Origin of the sequence: Bacillus cereus group sp. BfR-BA-01380, from assembly GCF_022663535.1 — a bacterium.
GTDB classification, from domain to species: Bacteria; Bacillota; Bacilli; order Bacillales; family Bacillaceae_G; genus Bacillus_A; species Bacillus_A cereus_BB.
Map to the genome: position 1 here is coordinate 1 of NZ_JAKUFS010000027.1, position 19,762 is coordinate 19,762.

The window sequence follows — 19,762 nt, forward strand, 5'->3', positions numbered from 1 at the left end:
AAGGCATTTCTTTTAGAAAAGGATGCGTTTTCTTGTCCAATGTAAGTTGTCTTTGCATATCATAACGATCGTAATTTTCTTTGTTTTGCTTATATTTCCGTTCTTTGTCTAGCAAGGCAGAATTGTAACCAACGGTCTAACACTTCTATTTGTGCTTCTGTTGGAAAGATTTCATATTTTTGATTCAACAACATCGTCATCACCTCCTATTCGTTATGTCCTTGTGTTTCGATGTATTGTTTTAGAATTTCTAATGGTTTACCGCCCACAGTCTATAAACAATAACTTTGAGACTACAAGCATTCTTTACATACATTCTATCTGATTTGAGGAAACTCCTTTTTCATTCCTTTGACTTACGCCAACCAAAATTCATCTCCTCCCTACTCATTAGGCTTCGCTCTTCTCATTCCTTGAGGAAGGGGAATTCTTTTGGAAATATGTTAAAAAAGACCTTTACTCATAGACGAGTAAAGGCCTGAATACGCAAAAAGATACATGTTGTCTGTTAACAAGTACATATATTTCATGGCAGTAATAGGCATAATTATATTCACCTATTTTCTCCCTTTTGCATAAAATTTAATCACATATCATATTTTTATACTAGACTAAAAAAGTTGGTCGAGGTAAAATATTAAAGTAGGACGCTACTTTTTTTGACAAAAGAAAAACAAACCATATTTTAGGTTTTTAAAATAAAAAATACTATATTAACTTTCTGAACCAAATGAAAAAGGAGAGGATACGTTATGGAGGAATTAGAAACAGCCAAAGCGCAAAATGCGGTTGCTGTGTCACACCAGGAAGGATGGCGACAACAGAGCAGCGATCCTAGTTTACGAGAAGTGTACAAAAGTATGAAGATTCCGAAGAAAGGAAATACCCTTCGAAAGTTGCTTGCATTTATGGGACCAGGTTATCTTGTTGCAGTAGGATATATGGATCCCGGAAACTGGGCTACATCGCTAGCTGGAGGATCTGCTTATAACTATACGTTATTGTCTGTCATTTTAATTTCTAACTTTATGGCTATTATTTTGCAGGCATTATCTGCAAAGTTAGGGATTGTAACAGGGCGAGACTTAGCGCAAGCATGTCGCGATCATTACAGTAAGCCTGTATCGGTTGCTTTATGGGTGTTATGTGAATTGGCTATTGCAGCTTGTGACTTAGCGGAGGTAATAGGTGCCGCTATCGCATTAAATCTTTTATTTCACATTCCTCTTGTATGGGGTGTATGCATTACTTCATTTGATATCTTACTAATACTTTTATTGCAAAATAAAGGATTTCGCTATATCGAAGTTGTTGTCATTAGTTTAATTGCAACCATTTCCGTTTGTTTTGGTGTAGAACTGTTTATGTCGCAACCACAACTGAGTGAAATTGCAAAAGGCTTTATTCCAAGTAAAGAGATTATTCAAAATCCACAAATGCTATTTATTGCACTTGGAATTTTAGGAGCTACGGTTATGCCGCATAATTTATATTTACATTCTTCTATCGTACAAACGAGAAATTATGAAGAAACGTCTAACGGAAAACGAGAAGCGATTAAGTTTTCAGTGATTGACTCTACTATCGCATTAATGTTGGCTTTATTTGTTAATGCATCAATTTTAATATTGGCAGCGTCTGCTTTTCATAAAACAGGCCATACCGAAGTAGCAGAAATCCAAGATGCCTACCAATTGTTAAATCCGATTCTTGGAAGTGGGATTGCGAGCGTATTATTTGCGGTTGCTTTATTAGCCTCAGGACAAAATTCTACGTTAACAGGAACGTTAGCTGGGCAAATTGTAATGGAAGGTTTTTTAAAGATTCGTTTACGACCATGGATCCGCCGCTTAATTACGCGATTAATCGCAATTATACCTGCGGTAATTGTGACACTTATATATGGAGAAAAAGGAACCACGGATCTTTTAGTATTAAGCCAGGTTATCCTATCTCTTCAACTTTCATTTGCGGTTATTCCACTTGTTATGTTTACTAGTGACAAAAAGAAAATGGGTGAATTTACAAACTCACTTTGGACCAAAGTGATCGCTTGGTTCATTGCCATTATTATCGCTATTTTAAATGCCTATCTGCTCTTTACTACATTTGTAGGATAAAAGTATTCTATATATACAAGTTAAAAACCCCTTCAACCATTATGTTTGAAGGGAATTCTTCTATTCTCAATCTTCTTTATTAGAATGAAACGAAAAACCAACCAAAACAATAAAAAACTCCTGTTTAACCAGGAGTTTTTCTACTTTTCTTCTTTTTTAAAAGTTTTCTATCAACTTTTTACATACATCCCGTTATCGAGAATTTTCTTAAAAGCAATCTATTTATTTTTCCTTTAATTGTTTCAATAAGTCTTTAATTTCCGTTAATTCACTCTCTATATGGTGAAGCCGACTCTGCATATCATCGATTTCTTGCTCTGCTTTGTAATTAATCGCAAAGTCAATAACAGATTCATGTTTGTCACGCGCAGCTTGACGGTTTTGGCTCATCATAATAACAGGAGCTTGAAATGCTGCTATAAAAGATAAACATAAGTTCAACAGAATGAATGGCGGAGCATCAAAGTGTGTTCCTTTTGTGATAGACAGGCTATTCCAAATAATCCATCCAGCAAGAAAACATGCAAACCAGGTAATAAATCGCCAGCTCCCTCCAAACTGTGCAATTTTATCAGCTAGTCGATCTGCCCACTTTGTTCGTTGTGTATATGCACTATCAAGTTGGCGAAGGATCTCTGACTCGTAACGATCTACAAGTCGGTCAATACGTGTTAAACTTTCTTGGTTTAAGTTAATATCAAAACCTTGGATTTTCGTAGCTTCTTTTTTTTGTCCTTTAATTTGATTCCAGATTTTTTGTACCATTGTACAAACCTCCCCATTTATAGAGGAAGCCATCTTTCTAAAATTCACATAAAGCGGTAACTATTTCTATAAAGTAATCCGCTTCGAATATTCAGTTGTATGACTACCTCTGATGTCGATTCTATATCCGACTCTCCTATGCTCGGATTACTCATAAAACAGTTCCACCTCACTTTTTTTAAAATCCTTTCTCATTATATGTTATCTTGTCTCTTCTGACTATGTAATTATTGAAAACTATTCTTTAATTATCTTACATTTCATATAAAGAAAATCATTTAAACAACCGTTTATGGTGATATATATAAGTTAAAAAACCTCTTTCTTTTTAGGGGGACGAGAGCATCTGGCCGTGCATAGAAGCGGTCAGGGCCTTTTCCTGCCACATGCGAGGTTTAAAACAAAGGGAGCAAGCAAGTTTCTGCATAGCAGCGACTTATAAAGAAAAGCGGAGCCGACTGTTTAGGCCTGTTGGCTAAAGTTCTTTCACACAGAAGGTGTTTTTTACCTTCTCGTGTGGAAGGTTCTTAGACATGAGGATCTAGGAGGCAGAGCTAGACAAAGATGTCAAAAAATTAAAATGGATTTATATATTATTAAAAATACTATGGAATAAAGTGAAACTTTAATCAGTGGGGGTTTTCTTCATCCCCCACTGATTATTAGTTGAACCAATCGGGCTTTTACGGGCAGTTATCCCCCACCTATCTTCTTCGATTCTCTTTCAATCTTGAGGTGGGGGTCTTACTGCCCGTTAATGCGGGATAAAAAAAAGCAGACCCTTTTCTAAAAAGGTCTGCTTTTTCATTAAGTTTCGTTCTTTCTTCTCCCTGATTATACAGGTAAGAAATCCGTTATGGTCGAAGTCCATCTAATGAAGTAGTAACGTTAATATCAACTGCTCCTTCTACTCCATTTACATTCCCGCTTTCTGTATATTGCCAAGAATTCCAATTGTTCCAATCACTTAATGTAGTTGGAACGGTAGAGTTATATCTGGAAATCCAAAGAGGTACATCGCCAAGTCCGGATAAATTAAAACCATTTACATACCAAGGCCCTGTATAAAGCATCACACGTTTCCCTGTTGTCTGCTGTACATAATTAATAAAAGTACGTGCCCAGTTTGACACATACGGTCCGGTTATATTACCTGTCGGACTAGCTGGTGATTCAAGATCAAGGACAGGCATTAAATCCGTATGATATCGATTCAATACATCAATAAAATGTTTTGCTTCTGTAATCGCGTCATTTTGTTCTGGATGAGCAAAGTGATATGCTCCAACTAAAAGACCTGCTGCAGATGCATCTTGCACATATTGTGCATAGGTTGGATCTGTATATGAAACACCTTCAGTTGCTTTCATATAAGAAGCACTAATGCCAGACTGCTTTACTTGATTCCAATTTATATTTCCTTCCCAGTGTGAAACGTCAATAAATGTATACGAAGGTTTCAGTATTGTCGTTACTTTACTATCTTCTGTACCTTGCATATATTCCACTTCGATCCAGTGAACATCACTATTTGAGTTATCTGTAACATCAATTTTTAATGCTTTTTCATTGTAACCATGATATCCCCATGCATCTACAACTTTTTTTCCATCTACATATACACGAATTCCATCATCCGCTCCTGTATACAGAAGGTACTGACCAGCTTTCAGATGCTTAGCTGTAACATAGCGTGCTGAGAAATGGGTTCCTGATACACCTCTAGCCGGTGAGCCTTCAAAACCATTATCATCTTGCAAGCCGCCATTTGCTGCTTGCGGAAGAGTCTTAGCTGCAACCGGATATCCAGAAAGAGATTCATTCGGATAGTAATATGCAAGCCAACTATCAAATGGTACTACATCTGAAAATACAGCTGCTTGTCCACCATCTTGATAATATTGTGTGTGAATACTATGAGAACCTGCTGCTATGTTTGGTAATACGGTACGATTCGTTTCACCAGCAGCTGCTGACCAGCGATTAATAACTACATTATCATCAACCGAAACCTTTATGCCATCATCTGCAAACGACTGAACGAAATAATCTCCTCCAGACAATTGCTTATTCTGAACAAAATCAGCTTGGAACTGTTGAGAAGGAAAACCAGCAGGACCTCCTGATCCCCAGTTATAATGAACTTCACCGTTTGGATCCAGCTGAGTATAGACAGTTTTCGAAGATAGTACATTCGCATCAACCCAGCCTATAATACGATTGTCTTGCTTAATTTTGTTCCAAGTAGTAGAACCTTTTGTAAGACTTTGTACAACTTGCACCATTTGATATTTGTAATCATTTGTAGACGCTACGAACTTCGCTCCATATTCTCCATACGGTACTGTCCATATACCATCGCCGTTCGTCGATGGTTGTATAACTGCTGCTCGATTCTCATCTTTAATATTAGTTATATCTGTAAGTGACTTTCCGCCATCAATCCAGCCAAATATCTTACCGTCTTTCGCTATTTGATCCCAAGTAACATTTCCTATTGTTGCAGTCTTCACAACTTGAAACGTTTGATAAGCATAATCATTTGTACTTTGTACATATTTTGCGCCAGGAAGGCCGTACGGTACTGTCCATATGCCATTGCCATTCGTACTTCCAATCGTAACCGAAAAGTTCGCCGGCTTAGCTATCCCTGTATTGTCTATTGCATAACTGCTAATCCAGCCAATAGCTTGACCATCTAGACTAAACTTATACCATTGTACACCTTGATATGTAACGCTCCCGATTAACTGCATATCTCGAAAAGCATATTGATTAGAAGATCCTAAATAACTTGCACCTGGAAGGCCATATGGCATGCTCCATATACCATTGTCATTTGTCGCCCCCATAACAGCCGCCTGATTTATAGCTTGTAGATTCGTCAAGCTACTTAACGCACGACCATCGAGCCAGCCAATGACTTGATTGTTCACGCTACATTGATACCATGTAACATTTCCAATCGCTACTTTCTGAATCACCTTTACATCTTTTCCTACATAATTATTAGTGGAACTAATATAGTTTGCGCCATTTAAACCATATGGAATAGACCAAACTCCGTCACCAGATGTAGAGACAATAAACTGATTCTGATTCACATTCGTTGTAGTATATAGGGCTTTACTATCAACCCATCCTGCATCTTTTCCATCTACTTGCAGATGATACCAAAGTACATTCCCAATCTGCGCACTACCAATAACATGAACGACCATACCACTATATTTCGTAACGTCCCCAAGGTAACTAGCCCCTTGTAAACCATATGGTACTGTCCATATACCATTACCACTCATGTTATTTTTAATCAAGCTATCGCAATTTAACGGAGTTTGATTCACACTCGCTGTAGTATTTAGGACTTTACTATCAACCCATCCTGCATCTTTTCCATCTACTTGCAGATGATACCAAAGCGTATCCCCAATCTGTACACTACCAATAACATGAACGACCATACCACTATATTTCGTAACGTCCCCAAGGTAACTAGCCCCTTGTAAACCATATGGTACTGTCCATATACCATTACCATTCATGTTATTTTTAATCGAACCATCGAGATTTACCGATTGTTCATTTGCAACTGTACTAGCTGCCAAAGCAGTATTCGGACTTCCAACAATTACCGTCTGGGCACCACAAACCGTAATCGCGGTACACACAGATAGCCAAACTTTCTTCACTTCTAGACACCCTCTCCTTAAATTGTAATAATCTTGTAGCTGGAAGAGGTCTATTTTTATGTAATCTTTTAATATATATTTCAATAAATAAGATCCCTAACAATTATGTCCCTCTCTACTACCTTTACATATTACTATTTTTATAGAAATTTTAATATAGTATTTTTGATAAGTATTTCGAAATATATTTAACATAAACACTTACCAAAAACCTTTATATGGAAACGTTCATTCATGTTTCACACAAACGAACGATACCTTCTAATACATACCATTTTATTATCTTGGTATATTTTTACCATTTTCATATATTATGTACTTGCACTTTCTTTCGTGAATATTAATGTATCCTGCTATTTATAAATCGCAGTCTCCTATTTCAAGATTTAAGAGAAATTGTCCTTGGCTAATGCAAGCAAAAACATTATACCTCCAATCATGTATCCGTTTAACTGGCTGCTTTACTCCTTCTTGAAGCAAAGTAAGAACGTCAATTACAAAGAATACATGATAAAACCTTCAAAACTATTAGAAGACTTCTACTAAAAATCTCTAGAATCATTAATACATCTGCTAATGAAGAAATGAATCGTACAATAACACATTGTAACATCTTTACATTCAATAACACAATAAGTTAAGGTATTTCATACTTTAATAGATTCAGAATGAGTATCTTACGCCAAGTCTTACACGAATTCCTCCTTCCCTATATATAATATTCGAACCGACTCATCTTTTTGTGGGGGTAGTTTTTTAAATTTTTTTCAATAAAATCGAAAAAACTTCGAAATATATGATTTTGCGAAGATATCTATACAATATCCCACTTTTGTATCTCTTTGCTCCCCTCCTCCAACTGCCTGAGATACAGTATGTTGTACTCACTTTAAACAGCGTAGAAAAATAAACCTGCCTACCATTATAAACACCTTCATCATTTCATTACTTGAATGCCAAAAGTAATTAGATTATAATCTAATTAGACAAACGTTAAAGTAGGTGATTTCTACATGCAATTAAACAAAATTGTTGAGTTTCATAAAGCATTAGGTGATCTTACACGTGTTCGTATTATCGCCTTGCTACAGCAAGGTCATTTGAGCGGACAAGAGATTGCCGGAAAGTTAGGACTTAAGCCCCCAACAATTACCCACCATATGACAAAGCTGCGAGATGTTGGACTTATAAAAGAACGTCGTGATAAAAATACTATCTATTTTTCTCTTAACACAAAAATATTGGAGATGAATGCTAAGGCTATTTTTACTGTAGGAACAGGAGGCGATTCAAATATGGAAATGTCGGTTACTGAAAAGGAACGTTCAACTATTATCAATAATTTCTTCACAAAAGATGGAAAACTAAAAACCTATCCTGCACAACGAAAGAAAAAACTTGTCGTACTTGCACATATGATTAAAGGATTAGAATTCGGAAAAGTTTATCAAGAGAAAGAAATGAATGAATATTTAAAGCAATTTCATGAGGATTACGCGACATTAAGACGTGAACTCATTATGTGCCAATATATGTACCGAGAAAATAATCAATATGAGTTAAACCCCGTTGAGTTATGGTGGTTAAAATAAAGGGCGTCACTTGGCGCCCTTATTTTTTAATCAACTAATTAGATAGATATGAAATTAGATACTTATAAAACAAGGAGGATAGCTATGAATATTTCATTTATAAATGAAGAAAGACAATATCGGAGGTTATTTTTAGCCGGCATTGTGAATGGTATTGGAGATCGCTTTAGTTCCGTAGCTGTGCTAGCGATGCTACTCCATGTAACAGGTTCAGGGTTGGCTGTGGGAATGACTTTAGCAATCCGTCTCATCCCCTCTTTATTTTTCGGACCAATAGGCGGAATGTTGGCTGATCGATTTTCAAGAAAAATAATATTAGTTGTAACAGACCTTATAAGGATTCCATTTGCCTTGTCCTTTCTATTTGTTCAAAGTAAAGAAGATATTTGGATCGTTTATTTTAGTTCATTTATTTTGGCGGCAGGAGAAGCTATATATGGACCGGCAAGAAAATCAGCAATACCTAGGCTTGTTCATAAAAAAAATCTTTTAAAAGTAAATAGTTTAGAACAAGTAATGATAGGGATCGTTTTAATCATTGGAGCACTTTCAGGCGGAGTAGTTTCGTCTCTTTTCGGACCTAATGTGACTTATTGGTTAAATGCAGGATCATTTTTAGGGGCTGCCGCTATCAACTATACGATTAAGTTTCCAGTGAATGAAGATGTAAAAAAAGCAGAGAAGTCCGAAAAGGTAATCTTGACGTCGATTACGGTGCAAATTCTTTTTTTCTGTGAAATATTAATAGCTTCAATAAATGGAATTGATAATGTTTTAATTAGCGTCTATGCGATTAACGAGTTCCACCTTGGTGATGTTGGTGTAGGTCTTTTTTATGGCGCATTAGGTATTGGCCTAATATTAAGCTTTTCTGTTGCAAATCAACTACGAAAAAATTTCCTTGTTACAGGTTTAGTATGTTTATTGCTTGAGGGAATATTTCAACTGTTATTAAGTCAAACACATTTAGTAATTTTTGCATTTCTTATGTTTTGCGGGATTGCATTTATGTCTGGGATTGGTAATGCATGCTTTGACACCATTCTTATGAAGGAAGTTCCTGAACAACACCAAGGAACCATGTTTGGACTACTAGCAACAATCATAAATACCGTATTGGGAATATCTATGTTTATTTCTGGATTGGCATTGCAATTCCTTACTCCACGTTTCTTAGGTTTGATTGGAGGTATCGCCTATATCCTTATTGCCATTTCCCTAATTGTAACTATTTCAACGAAAGCATATCGAAAAAGAGGTACCATTTGAGAGGTACCTCTTTTCTTATGAAGACTTTCTCCTATTTCTTCCATTCACTATAATTATTACAAGTTATGACTAAGTTTCCCCTTTTCTGTATTTACCTTAGTCATGCTTATGTTTATGTTTATCTTTTTTATCTTTTTTATCTTGATTCTTTTTACCTTTGTCTTTTTTATCTTTATCTCCACCATGATCTGAGTCTTCATTATCATTTCCTTTCCTATCGCCCTGTTCCGGATTTTGAGCTCCCGGTAAAACAACTGCAGATGGGGCTACTGCTGGTGGAACAGCGTCAGGGCTAACCCCGTTAATATACAGCTCATTATTCATTGCGTATACGCTGCTCGGCTGTTGGAATCTGGATGTGTCTGTTCCAAATGCTTGAATCATTGCTTTAAAAATAAGTTGTGAGATTTTCGTTGTATCTCCAAGCATATAATTGCCTGGACCATTCTTCGCATAGCCAGTCCAAACAACCATCGTGTATTGTGATGTATAACCGGCAAACCAACTATCATTTGTCGCTTTAGAGGGATAGCCGAACTGACTAAGTGTCTTGTCGTCAAAGTTTGTTGTTCCCGTTTTCCCTGCAATATCAAAACCTGGTACATTAGCTGCTGTACCTGTTCCGTTAGAGGCATTCACTACACCACGAAGCATATCGGTAATCATATAAGCCGTATAGTCATGCATAACACGTTTACCATTCGACTTAAAGCTTATTTCTTTATCATCTGATAGAACAACTTTTGTAACAAAATGCGGTTTTGTATACACACCATCGTTTGCAAATGCACCATATGCTCCTGACATTTCAAGAGGAGACACAAGGTTACTTCCAATTGCGTAAGACTCATAAACCTGATTATCAGGAAACGTAATCCCAAGTGATTGCGCAAACTCTTTTGCTTTATTCGAACCAACTTCCTGTAATGCTTTCAAAGCTGGTATATTACGTGACTCTACTAGAGCATTTCGTACAGACATAGGACCTTTATAATCCGTATAAGCGTTTCGAATCGGTTTTCCATTTGAGTAATGATACGGTTCGTCTACAAGTTGATGGTATGTTGACCATTTTAAATGTTCAATTGCCGGACCATAATCAAAGATTGGTTTAAACGTCGAACCTGGTTGACGGTTTATATCAATAGCGAAATTATTTCCTCGGAATGTTGCTTTGTATTCATTGCGGCCACTTCCAATCGCACGTACTTCACCCGTTTTCGAATTCATAAACGTAAAAGCTGCCTGGAAACGGTCATTCGGATAACTCACAATATCTTGCGTATTCATGATTTTATCGGCATACTGCTGTGCTTTCGGATCGAGTGTCATATAAATTTGAAGACCATCCGTACCGATATTGACATCTTTCAACTTATCTTCAACTTCTTTTGTTGCAGCATCCAAAAACGCTTCGTAAGGCATACCTTCTTGATTGGTTTTCGGAACAAGCCCTTTCGTTACCGGAACTTTCATCGCATCCTGCATTTGTTGCTTCGTAATATATCCTTGTCTATTCATAGAAATTAAGACGAGGTTACGGCGCTTTGTCGCTGCTTCTTCGTTTTCCGGTTTGGACGGATCATAGTTATTTGGACTTTGCGGTAGTCCTGCTAACATAGCAGCCTGTGGAAGGGTCAATTTTTTCAAATCATTCGCTTCAATACCGTAATAATTTTTAGCTGCAGTAGCAACGCCGTAAGAGCGGTTTCCAAGGTTAATTTTGTTCAAATATATTGTCAAAATATCGTGCTTAGAATATTTTTCTTCCAATTTATATGCCAAGTACCATTCCTGTATTTTTCGTTCTAGCGTTTTTTGAGAAGACAAAAATGAATTTTTAATAACTTGCTGTGTAATGGTACTTCCGCCCTGAGATCCGAAGTTCCCAGTCAAGTTTTCGAGAATTGCTTTTCCAGTTCGTTTTATGTCTATACCATGGTGTTCATAAAAATGAGAATCTTCTGTAGCAATAAATGCATGTTCCAACACTTCCGGAACTTGATCATAAGTGACTTTTGTTCGTTTTTCCTTTCCATATTCATAGATAAATTTTCCGTCTTTATCATAAAACTTCGTGGATAGCGGATCCACCAATTTTGAGGCCTCTATTTGGGGAGCTTCCTTAATAATGGAAAAGAAAATAGCAACTCCTACTCCTACTAAACTGAGGCCAATCAGCAAACAGACAAGTAAGATTTTTTTCAACAATGATCCTTTTTCGGAGGACTTTCCGCTTCCTTTTTGTTTTTTCTTTAGCTGTTGTCGTTCTTCACGAGAACGATACGTTTCTGACATTATTCTTCTCACCTACGTTTGCTTAGTTTACTTATGAAAGTTAAAGACCATGTTAAGTAAGCCCCTTTTGTTAGCTTACTACCTACTAAATTATGAGTATTATATTTGGCCTAGCACTTAGTTATCGCTTCCTTCTATTTATACTTATTTCGCAAGGAACCTTATTTTTAAGGGGGTCATAAGAGTTTTTTCAGAAAAAACTCTTATAAATCCCCAAATAATGTAGTTTATCTCCTGGATAAAAAAGACGCTGAATATGTATTGAGGTTGCTGAAAAAGTACCTACCTTGAGCAAGTAACAGAGATTTTATCCATATACAGAAAATAAAAAGCAGATAATCACCTAATATAGTAGGCAGTTATCTGCTTTTTTCTTTTAATAGACTTTTCTAATGTCCTCTATGTATGAAAAACCTTTACAAACAAATGAGAAAGGTTTTTCAATAAAATAAGCTCTTTGCTCCTTACATAGACATAACATGTAAAAGGCAAATTCCACTACTATGAAGGAGCAAGATGACTGATTATGATAAACCCATACTTTCACAATACTAGGCAATTGGGCGCTGCTACCACATATAGTTCTGCCCAACAGACACTTCATGCCATTCACCAAGTGATGGCAACAGAACCTTTTTTTCTCCATAGCGTACATTATCCTGTTACACATCATTACGTTGTACCTCATCATATTATACATCATGTCATCTATCCAACTGACATTTCAACAATTCCATTTGGCTCCACATACTATTTCTAAGAAAGGCCTTTTACTTTTCATTTTCTTTGTATAAATAAACTGAAGCTTCCATCAGTAGTGGCTTCATCCTAACCTAAAATTATATTTTTTATGCTCAATACTTATGTGATTAATGATGGTTTACATCTATAAAGGGCTCTCATAAAAAAATCATTTTATTTAGCTATCCATTTTATAAAAAATACCCATAAAAGATTAACCTTTACGGGCATTATAATTATAGTTCTATACTTAAATATACGCTGTGTGTAGTACTTATATTGAAAGTCTTTATATATTACCTATCGATATGACAAGGCGGCGTCAATGTTGATTTCGTCTCTTTTGTTTTATTGTGGTCTATATACAGGTATACACCAAGCATTACTAAAACACTCACTACTGTGTATGTAAAAATTTTCTTTTTCATATCTTTCTCCTTACTTTATCAATCATGTAACCTACATTAACCAAACCATTTTTTCAAAGTTGGCACTCTTTTTATTACCAGCCAATCAAGCGTCAAAGCCACAAGCAACGAAATGCCTACTAGCGGGAACAAAATCCCCAGCATGATAATAAGTATTACTGCTCCTTTCATTAATTTAAAGTTCTTTGGTAAAGAAGGTGCACCTAACGTACCAGATGGCTTACGTTTCCACCACATCATGCAGCCTGTTACAGCAGTTCCGATTAACACAAGACAAATTACAAGATCCAATAGTTGATTAACTAACCCGAAATAACGCCCTTCATGCAGCGCAATCCCAATAGAAATCGCTTTAGCTAATATTCCATAATCTGCAAATTGCAAATTCGCCAATACCTTTCCGCTGTACTGATCAATATGCAGCGTTACTTCCCCTTTTGGATTGTCAGGTTTAACGGATAATGTGTACACACCTTTTTCTCCTTTAGGGAATGTAATTGCGTATCCATCTTCTAAATGATTTTTTTCTGCTATTTCCATAATGTCTGCCACCATAAGAGGGGCTGTTTTATTTTCCTTAGATTCTGGAACTGGTAACTTTTCTGCTGCCCAAGGAACATCCGCTATCGCTTTAGATGGAACAGTAGACTGCGGCAAATTACCATCCCATAGTCCTGTCGGGTATCCTGTTTTTGTCGCCGTTGCGATTTTATTAATATAATCCCCCCATAATCCAGACCAGGGAAGTCCTGTCAGTATAAATAGAGAAATGAACAGTGAAAACCAAAACGCCGGAACAGAGTGTAAATCCCTTAGCATTGTCCTCTTTCCTTTAGAAAACCTTGGAATCAATGTACCAAAAATTGATTTTTTATTACGCGGCCACCATAAATATAAGCCGGTAATCAACAAAATCATGGCCCAGCAAGCAGCCATCTCTACAATCCGATCTCCCGCCTTGCCAATCATAAGCTCGCCGTGCATCCGCTCCACTTGACTCATAAATTTCTCTTCTTTCTTTAAATCCCCTAAAATCTTTCCATTATGTGGATTTACGAATACCGTCATCGGAACTTTCTTATCTACGATTCCCACTTCTGCTGAACGATTTGACGCAAAAGATGGCTTGTACTTTGTAACAGAAGCACCGGGATACGCTTTTTTGACTGCATCTATTTGCTCTTCAGCAGTCAACTTTTCCTTTGTAGCCTGTACATAGTAATAATCTTTGTATATAATATTTTCAATTTGTGGTTTAAATAAATAGATAATACCTGTGATTGCTAATAAGATTACAAAAGGTGCAAAAATAATACCAGCATAAAAATGCCAGCGCCATACAGCTCGATATAAAAATATTGCTTTTGAACTGTCTACCTGATCTTCAGTAGAATGATTTACTGTTTGTTGTTTTGCAAACATATTTGGTTTTCCCCCTAAATGATACTCGTCCTTCCTTCTTTACAAAAACTTATAAGACTATAATTTCGATTTTTAATATATCGAATATATGTGAACATTTTGTGAGGATTATTCAAACTTATTTACAATTTTTCTATAAAACTTTTGACTGCAAGATTTCTACGTTCATTTTTACTAAACACGAAAGACCTTACATACACAATTGTACATAAGGTCTTTCTCTCAGCAATTCTGCAAAAACTTTATTTAAATTATAATTCTTCACTCATGAAAATAAGCTTTTTCCATACTTTAAATTGAAAATACTACATGATAACGTATAAAAAAGTGAATCGATCAAGTTAACTAGTGCTCCGACAGATAAAGAGACCACTATAAACCAATAAACTACAGTTATGCTTTCGGCAATACCATACCTTTATACAATTGTACTGTTGTCCAGTAATATGCAAAATAAATGAAAACAAACAAACTAATTGGCACCCAAATTTTCACATACGGATCAAGCAAAATGAATGAAAATAGATTCATACCAACTAATACATGAGCGATTCCGACAATCCCAGGAAATAAGAAGATAAAGAATACTTCTTTATAGATGCTGCGAGAAAGCATTCCCTTTCGTACACCAATCTTTCGAAGCATGGCATAGCGCCGTTTATCTCTAGATGCTCCTGTTAAAATTTTAAACATAAGTGAACTAGCCATCATCGCAAGAAAAGAAGCGCCTAGGAAAAAACCCATAAACATTGTGCCGCTCATAAAAGTATACATAAACTGGTACGTCGTCATTTTCGTTTGCATCGGTACTTCTTCACCAACATGTTTTTCAGCCACTTCTTTTTGGCGTTGATCAATTTTCGCAAGAAACGGTTTATATTTTTGCAAATCATCAACACGAACTAAAAGGAGTAAATGCATTGTCCCTTGTACTTTTTCATAATTTTCTTTGTCAGCAATGCGGAGCGGCTTTCCTTCAAATTGATTGTAGCTAATTTGAAATTCACGAGTAAGTGCATCTTCCCATTGCTGAGGCATGCTTGGATATTTCCTTGTTGATGGATTCTCAAGCGAGGTATATATAGATTCAGGAAGTGTCTCACTTACGCGAACACGAATTGGCTCTTTACTTTTTTTCGCACTTTTGTGCTCTGAAATAAGCGGTGGATGATCAAGTAAATCGTCACGTAAAAAGTATACCGCTTCTTCATTTTCTTTATAAGAATACTTCTTTTCTTCTAAAATGTTCATTTGCTTTAATTCTTTTATTTCTTCGACATTCGGATCATGAATCGTCGCATCATACACTCGTGAAAATTCCGTTGTCATCCCAACATTTTTTTGAAATGCCATCCCAGCTGTCATCGCACCAGCACCTAACGCAATGAGCATAGCAACTGTACCTAACACTCTAGATAAACTGTTAATTCGAAACCGTAGCTGTGCAAGCGTAAAACTATTAAGCCCTGCTTCGTTTCTTTTTTTATTTCTTTTTAACATCGTAACAAATAAAGGCAAAAATGAACCAAATATAAAATAAGTTCCAATTGTCGTACTAAATGTTGCAATTATAAGTCCCATTTCCTGCAAGTCATTCACATGAATGATTGAGTAATATCCAATACTTAACATCAAAATTCCAAGCACCGTAAAAACCGTAATACGAAGTTTACTTTTTTCTACCTCATCTTGCGTCTCATCTTCTCGTATAAGCTCTAATTCTGTTTTGCGCAAAAGACGAATGCTATTAATCATCCCAGTCACTACAAAAAGAACAAAGAAGAAAAGTAACGTTGCAATTAAAGCAGGAAAATAAAATGCCTCATATCCCTTCGCTGATACATCCATACTTTTTATAAGAATCTTCCCTACTACACTAGCTAATCCAATTCCTACTGCATTTCCAATCATTAAAGCAATCATTCCAAGCCCTAATGTTTCGATAAATAGCAGCTGTGCAACCTTCTTCTTTTTTGCCCCAAGCATCATATACATGCCTAATTCTTTTCGGCGCAGTGTAAGCAAAAATGAATTCGCATAAAGAATGTAAAATAAGGTGATAAACGAAAGTAATACAGAACCAATCCCGAAGACAATACGAATGCTGTGAATGATACTATTTTCTTTCGTAAATTCAGTATTTAAGGCCATCGTTTGAAACATATAAAAAATACTTATACTAACGATAAGACCAATTAACAAAACAAGATAATCTTTCATCATTTTTCGTATACTATGTACAGATAATTTGAGTAACATGCCCTCACCTCCTTATATCGCTTCCTTAGAAGAGCTCATTTTTCCTAGCACATTTAAAATATCTTGATAAAATGCTTCTCTACTTCCATTGCGGTGAATTTCATCATAAAGCAATCCGTCTTGGATAAATAAAATTCGTTCACAATAACTAGCACTAAATACATCATGCGTTACCATCATAATACTAACTTGATGATTTTCATGTAAATCACGCATCGCTTCTAATAAACTTTTTGCATTTTTACTATCAAGCGCTCCCGTTGGCTCGTCTGCAAGAATAATTGCTGGATTATGTACGAGGGCACGAGCTGCTGCTGTACGCTGCTTTTGACCACCAGAAACTGCAGTTGGATATTTCTCTAGAATTGCTTCTATCCCAAGTTTTATTGCTACCTCTTGTACTTTTCCTTCAATATCTTTTGAAGGAACTCCTTGCAATGACAACGGCAACGCAATATTTTCATAAATTGAAAGGTTTTCAAGAAGATTAAAATCTTGAAAAATAAATCCTAGCTTTTGCGCTCTAAAATCAGATAATGCATTTCCTTTCATATTTGTTATGTCTGTTCCAGCAATTTTCACGGTACCACTAGTCGCTTGATCAAGTGTCGAAATCACATTCAACAACGTCGTTTTTCCTGATCCCGATGGACCCATTATCCCAACAAACTCGCCTTCTTTTACTGATAACGTTATTCCTTTTAATACCCTTGAATGGTTTTCCTTTTTCTTTCCATATATTTTTTCTACTTGATTTACTTCTACTACATCATTTTTCATCACTTCATCCCCTAACTCTCAGTATCTGTTAGTATCTTCTCAGAAATTTTTTAAGTTTCTTATAGGAAAATTCTTAAGAATTCTTAAGATTCACGATATATATACAAATAAAAAATAAGCTTGGCATCATACCAAACTCATTTTTTGTTATGCAATATTCTCTTTTTTCTCTATCTCATAATCAATCTCTAGAAACTTCGCACCAAACAGCCACATTTGATGATGTGCTGTTAACGTTGTTGCATCCTTCTCTCTTATCGTAAACGTTTCTGTGAGCGGCAAGCGAATCGTAAAGAAGCGGCTATGTAAATAAATCCCCTCATCCCCTCTTGCACTATTCCTTAATCGACTCGTAATGATAAGATTGTTTTTATCATTACGCAATTTTAATATCCCCGTCATATTTGCATACGGTAATGGCAATGCAATATTCATGTATGTTTCCTCATTATATTCATGCTGAGAATAGAGCGCGACAAAGATTGTTTCATTCAGTTCGTTTTTCCGAACCCACGCTCTAACGTCATTTCTACCGTCTTTTTCATCTTTTATAGCAACAATTTCCCCATACATCCTCTCTAAGCGATTTCCCATCCCTAAATGAATTTGTTGTAAACGTCGGCTTACTTTTTCATATAGAGAAGCAAATAGCCAAAACCAACGTGACCAGTGAATAGTTGCTTTTAACTCATATTCTTTCGTGTTCTCATAAAAATCAATAATAAGTGGTGGTACATTCTTTGTATTAAAGTGTTTACTATCAAAATCTATCACTTTATTTATAAGACCTGTATATTCCTTCTCCTCTATTAAGCTATTTTCTAATAAAACATTTTCTCCAATTTTCATCTTACCTTTTATACGACTCATCGGTTTTCCATAACGCATATATGTCGGTGCAGCTTTTTCAATCATCCAGCCAATACAACCAGGTAATGCCACGCCCACTCCGTTCACAACTCCATGAATCCAAACCATTTGTGCAATCGTAATAGTCATCATTCCTTTAAAATTCCCGTATGAGTAGAAAAGTGAAAAAAGAATAGTTATCATAAGCGTACTAGACGAGATAATAAGAAGAACTTTCGCACTTATAGAAGTAAACTTTGTTTTCCATACAAAAATCCCGTAAATATAAAGCGAAATAAGATAAAATAGTACCGCAAAAAATTCAAATACACTCGAATAAGTAATACCAATCGCAACTGTCATCGGAGAAATGATGATAATAAACATAATGATCATATATAATTTATTTTTCGTTTGTTGCTTTCTCCCTAACAAACCTGCAAACAAAGGAAGTAAAAAAGCAGAATAATGAAAATGAGCCGCTGTGAGTAAAACAATATCTGAACTAAACTGCATAATTGATATATTTGCTACAGAGGCAAAGAACCAAAAACCACCTAAAAATAAATATATAAATCCACTATCAATCGCAGTTTCTTCTAACGGCTTCCATCCTCTTTCTAATAATCGGCTTACTCCAAACAATGCGATAATACCGGTATATATAAACCAGATTATCGCAAATAGAAAATAGTTTGTTACAAAAGCAAGCATTGCACTGATTGCTGCGATCGGATAAAAAAATGCTGCGAGCTTATAACAAAATAGTTCGTTCCCGTCTCTTTTTTTCTTATCTACAATAGAAAACGCCATCGGGATAAATACAAGAATGGACAATAATATAATCGCTTCAACAGGGTACAGATTTGACCACTCTAGTATGAGAAAAACAACATAACAAATACAACCAATTATTATATTTCGCATAAATTTATATCCCTTTCTCTAAACGTTCCCTTATAGGAGAAAAGCGGTCCTAATAATGGATTTTGTACTTGTACATGTATTCGATAACACTCTAATTCATCATCATAACTTTCTATAATCTTTGCCTGTCCATATAAAAACTTGGGCAATGGAATCTTCATTCCGCATAAGTAGAACCACTGTTTTTTAGATGAAATATGCATTGCTCCTTTTGCATCGACATGAAACGCGAGCGTCGATACAAGCAAATGTGGTTCACCAAAATAATCGACGATTTCGTCTTGTTTATCATTCAAATACATGACAGCATGAAAATAACGTTTTTTTTCACCGAACAAAAACATCCGATTCCATCTTACAAATACCTCTCCTTCACTATCTTTCTCTGCTTTATTTTGGATAATAAACGGTACTTCTGTCCCTCTTTCTGAAAAGAACATCCGGAATTTTGCTGCTACCTTTAAAAACATTCTTACAGCAACAGAACCTTCTGTAATTTCATCCATTCTACCTTCTCCTGTAAAACTATATTCTTCTGTAATCGCATACCGTTTTTGTAATTTTGGATGTAACTGATGATAGGATTCTTCTAATAATGTTTCGTAAATGGAAGACAAATT

Annotated in this window: 11 protein-coding genes and 2 pseudogenes; 4 read left to right on the forward strand and 9 right to left on the reverse strand. The window is 35.8% G+C overall.

Going from position 1 to position 19,762, the window contains the following annotated elements; genetic code table 11:
* Nucleotides 1-752: 752 nt before the first annotated feature.
* Nucleotides 753-2,120: an Nramp family divalent metal transporter gene (locus MR076_RS20530; RefSeq protein ID WP_242223772.1), complete on the forward strand. Its 1,368-nt coding sequence runs from the start codon at nucleotides 753-755 to the stop codon at nucleotides 2,118-2,120.
* 222 nt (nucleotides 2,121-2,342) lie between these two features.
* Here MR076_RS20530 and MR076_RS20535 read toward each other — a convergent pair whose 3' ends face one another.
* From MR076_RS20535 to MR076_RS20545, 3 genes and pseudogenes are all read right to left on the reverse strand, one after another.
* A complete protein-coding gene (locus MR076_RS20535; RefSeq protein WP_242223773.1) occupies nucleotides 2,343-2,885 on the reverse strand; it encodes a DUF1003 domain-containing protein in 543 nt (180 codons plus the stop codon).
* Nucleotides 2,886-3,745: 860 nt separating this feature from the next.
* Nucleotides 3,746-4,948 (reverse strand): annotated as a pseudogene (locus MR076_RS26870) (GH25 family lysozyme); the annotation flags it as partial.
* Nucleotides 4,949-5,083: 135 nt separating this feature from the next.
* A pseudogene (locus MR076_RS20545) lies at nucleotides 5,084-6,577 on the reverse strand (GW domain-containing glycosaminoglycan-binding protein); the annotation flags it as partial.
* A 1,013-nt stretch (nucleotides 6,578-7,590) separates the two neighbouring features.
* On the opposite strand from MR076_RS20545, the gene MR076_RS20550 reads away from it, so the two are divergent.
* Nucleotides 7,591-8,169: a DUF2087 domain-containing protein gene (locus MR076_RS20550; RefSeq protein WP_242223774.1), complete on the forward strand. Its 579-nt coding sequence runs from the start codon at nucleotides 7,591-7,593 to the stop codon at nucleotides 8,167-8,169.
* A gap of 84 nt (nucleotides 8,170-8,253) precedes the next feature.
* Nucleotides 8,254-9,438: an MFS transporter gene (locus MR076_RS20555; protein ID WP_242223775.1), complete on the forward strand. Its 1,185-nt coding sequence runs from the start codon at nucleotides 8,254-8,256 to the stop codon at nucleotides 9,436-9,438.
* A 96-nt stretch (nucleotides 9,439-9,534) separates the two neighbouring features.
* Here the strand turns inward: MR076_RS20555 and MR076_RS20560 are convergent, their stop codons facing one another.
* Nucleotides 9,535-11,736 carry a transglycosylase domain-containing protein gene (locus MR076_RS20560; protein WP_242223776.1) on the reverse strand — a complete coding sequence of 734 codons (2,202 nt, stop codon included), beginning with the start codon at nucleotides 11,734-11,736 and terminating at the stop codon, nucleotides 9,535-9,537.
* Nucleotides 11,737-12,262: 526 nt separating this feature from the next.
* On the opposite strand from MR076_RS20560, the gene MR076_RS20565 reads away from it, so the two are divergent.
* Nucleotides 12,263-12,496, forward strand: coding sequence for a DUF3947 family protein (locus MR076_RS20565; protein ID WP_242223777.1), 234 nt, complete (start codon nucleotides 12,263-12,265; stop codon nucleotides 12,494-12,496).
* A 445-nt stretch (nucleotides 12,497-12,941) separates the two neighbouring features.
* On the opposite strand, the gene MR076_RS20570 is transcribed toward MR076_RS20565, so the two are convergent.
* From MR076_RS20570 to MR076_RS20590, 5 genes are all read right to left on the reverse strand, one after another.
* Nucleotides 12,942-14,327, reverse strand: coding sequence for a PepSY-associated TM helix domain-containing protein (locus MR076_RS20570; protein ID WP_242223778.1), 1,386 nt, complete (start codon nucleotides 14,325-14,327; stop codon nucleotides 12,942-12,944).
* A gap of 393 nt (nucleotides 14,328-14,720) precedes the next feature.
* Nucleotides 14,721-16,586 (reverse strand): ABC transporter permease, encoded by a 1,866-nt coding sequence (locus MR076_RS20575; protein ID WP_242223779.1) that lies wholly within the window; start codon nucleotides 16,584-16,586, stop codon nucleotides 14,721-14,723.
* Nucleotides 16,587-16,598: 12 nt separating this feature from the next.
* Nucleotides 16,599-17,366, reverse strand: coding sequence for an ABC transporter ATP-binding protein (locus MR076_RS20580; protein WP_242223780.1), 768 nt, complete (start codon nucleotides 17,364-17,366; stop codon nucleotides 16,599-16,601).
* A 147-nt stretch (nucleotides 17,367-17,513) separates the two neighbouring features.
* Nucleotides 17,514-19,142 carry a YndJ family protein gene (locus MR076_RS20585; protein ID WP_242223781.1) on the reverse strand — a complete coding sequence of 543 codons (1,629 nt, stop codon included), beginning with the start codon at nucleotides 19,140-19,142 and terminating at the stop codon, nucleotides 17,514-17,516.
* Entirely contained in the window at nucleotides 19,130-19,759 is a 630-nt protein-coding gene (locus MR076_RS20590) for a DUF4166 domain-containing protein (RefSeq protein ID WP_242223782.1), read from the reverse strand. Before MR076_RS20590 ends, MR076_RS20585 begins: the two co-directional genes overlap by 13 nt.
* Between the last annotated feature and the right edge of the window lie 3 nt (nucleotides 19,760-19,762).

Excerpts from the sequence above, each read along its gene's own strand:
- MR076_RS20530 (WP_242223772.1), top strand. The coding sequence starts at position 753 with ATGGAGGAATTAGAAACAGCCAAAGCGCAAAATGCGGTTGCTGTGTCA.
- MR076_RS20535 (WP_242223773.1), bottom strand. The coding sequence starts at position 2,885 with ATGGTACAAAAAATCTGGAATCAAATTAAAGGACAAAAAAAAGAAGCT.
- MR076_RS20550 (WP_242223774.1), top strand. The coding sequence starts at position 7,591 with ATGCAATTAAACAAAATTGTTGAGTTTCATAAAGCATTAGGTGATCTT.
- MR076_RS20555 (WP_242223775.1), top strand. The coding sequence starts at position 8,254 with ATGAATATTTCATTTATAAATGAAGAAAGACAATATCGGAGGTTATTT.
- MR076_RS20560 (WP_242223776.1), bottom strand. The coding sequence starts at position 11,736 with ATGTCAGAAACGTATCGTTCTCGTGAAGAACGACAACAGCTAAAGAAA.
- MR076_RS20565 (WP_242223777.1), top strand. The coding sequence starts at position 12,263 with ATGATAAACCCATACTTTCACAATACTAGGCAATTGGGCGCTGCTACC.
- MR076_RS20570 (WP_242223778.1), bottom strand. The coding sequence starts at position 14,327 with ATGTTTGCAAAACAACAAACAGTAAATCATTCTACTGAAGATCAGGTA.
- MR076_RS20575 (WP_242223779.1), bottom strand. The coding sequence starts at position 16,586 with ATGTTACTCAAATTATCTGTACATAGTATACGAAAAATGATGAAAGAT.
- MR076_RS20580 (WP_242223780.1), bottom strand. The coding sequence starts at position 17,366 with ATGAAAAATGATGTAGTAGAAGTAAATCAAGTAGAAAAAATATATGGA.
- MR076_RS20585 (WP_242223781.1), bottom strand. The coding sequence starts at position 19,142 with ATGCGAAATATAATAATTGGTTGTATTTGTTATGTTGTTTTTCTCATA.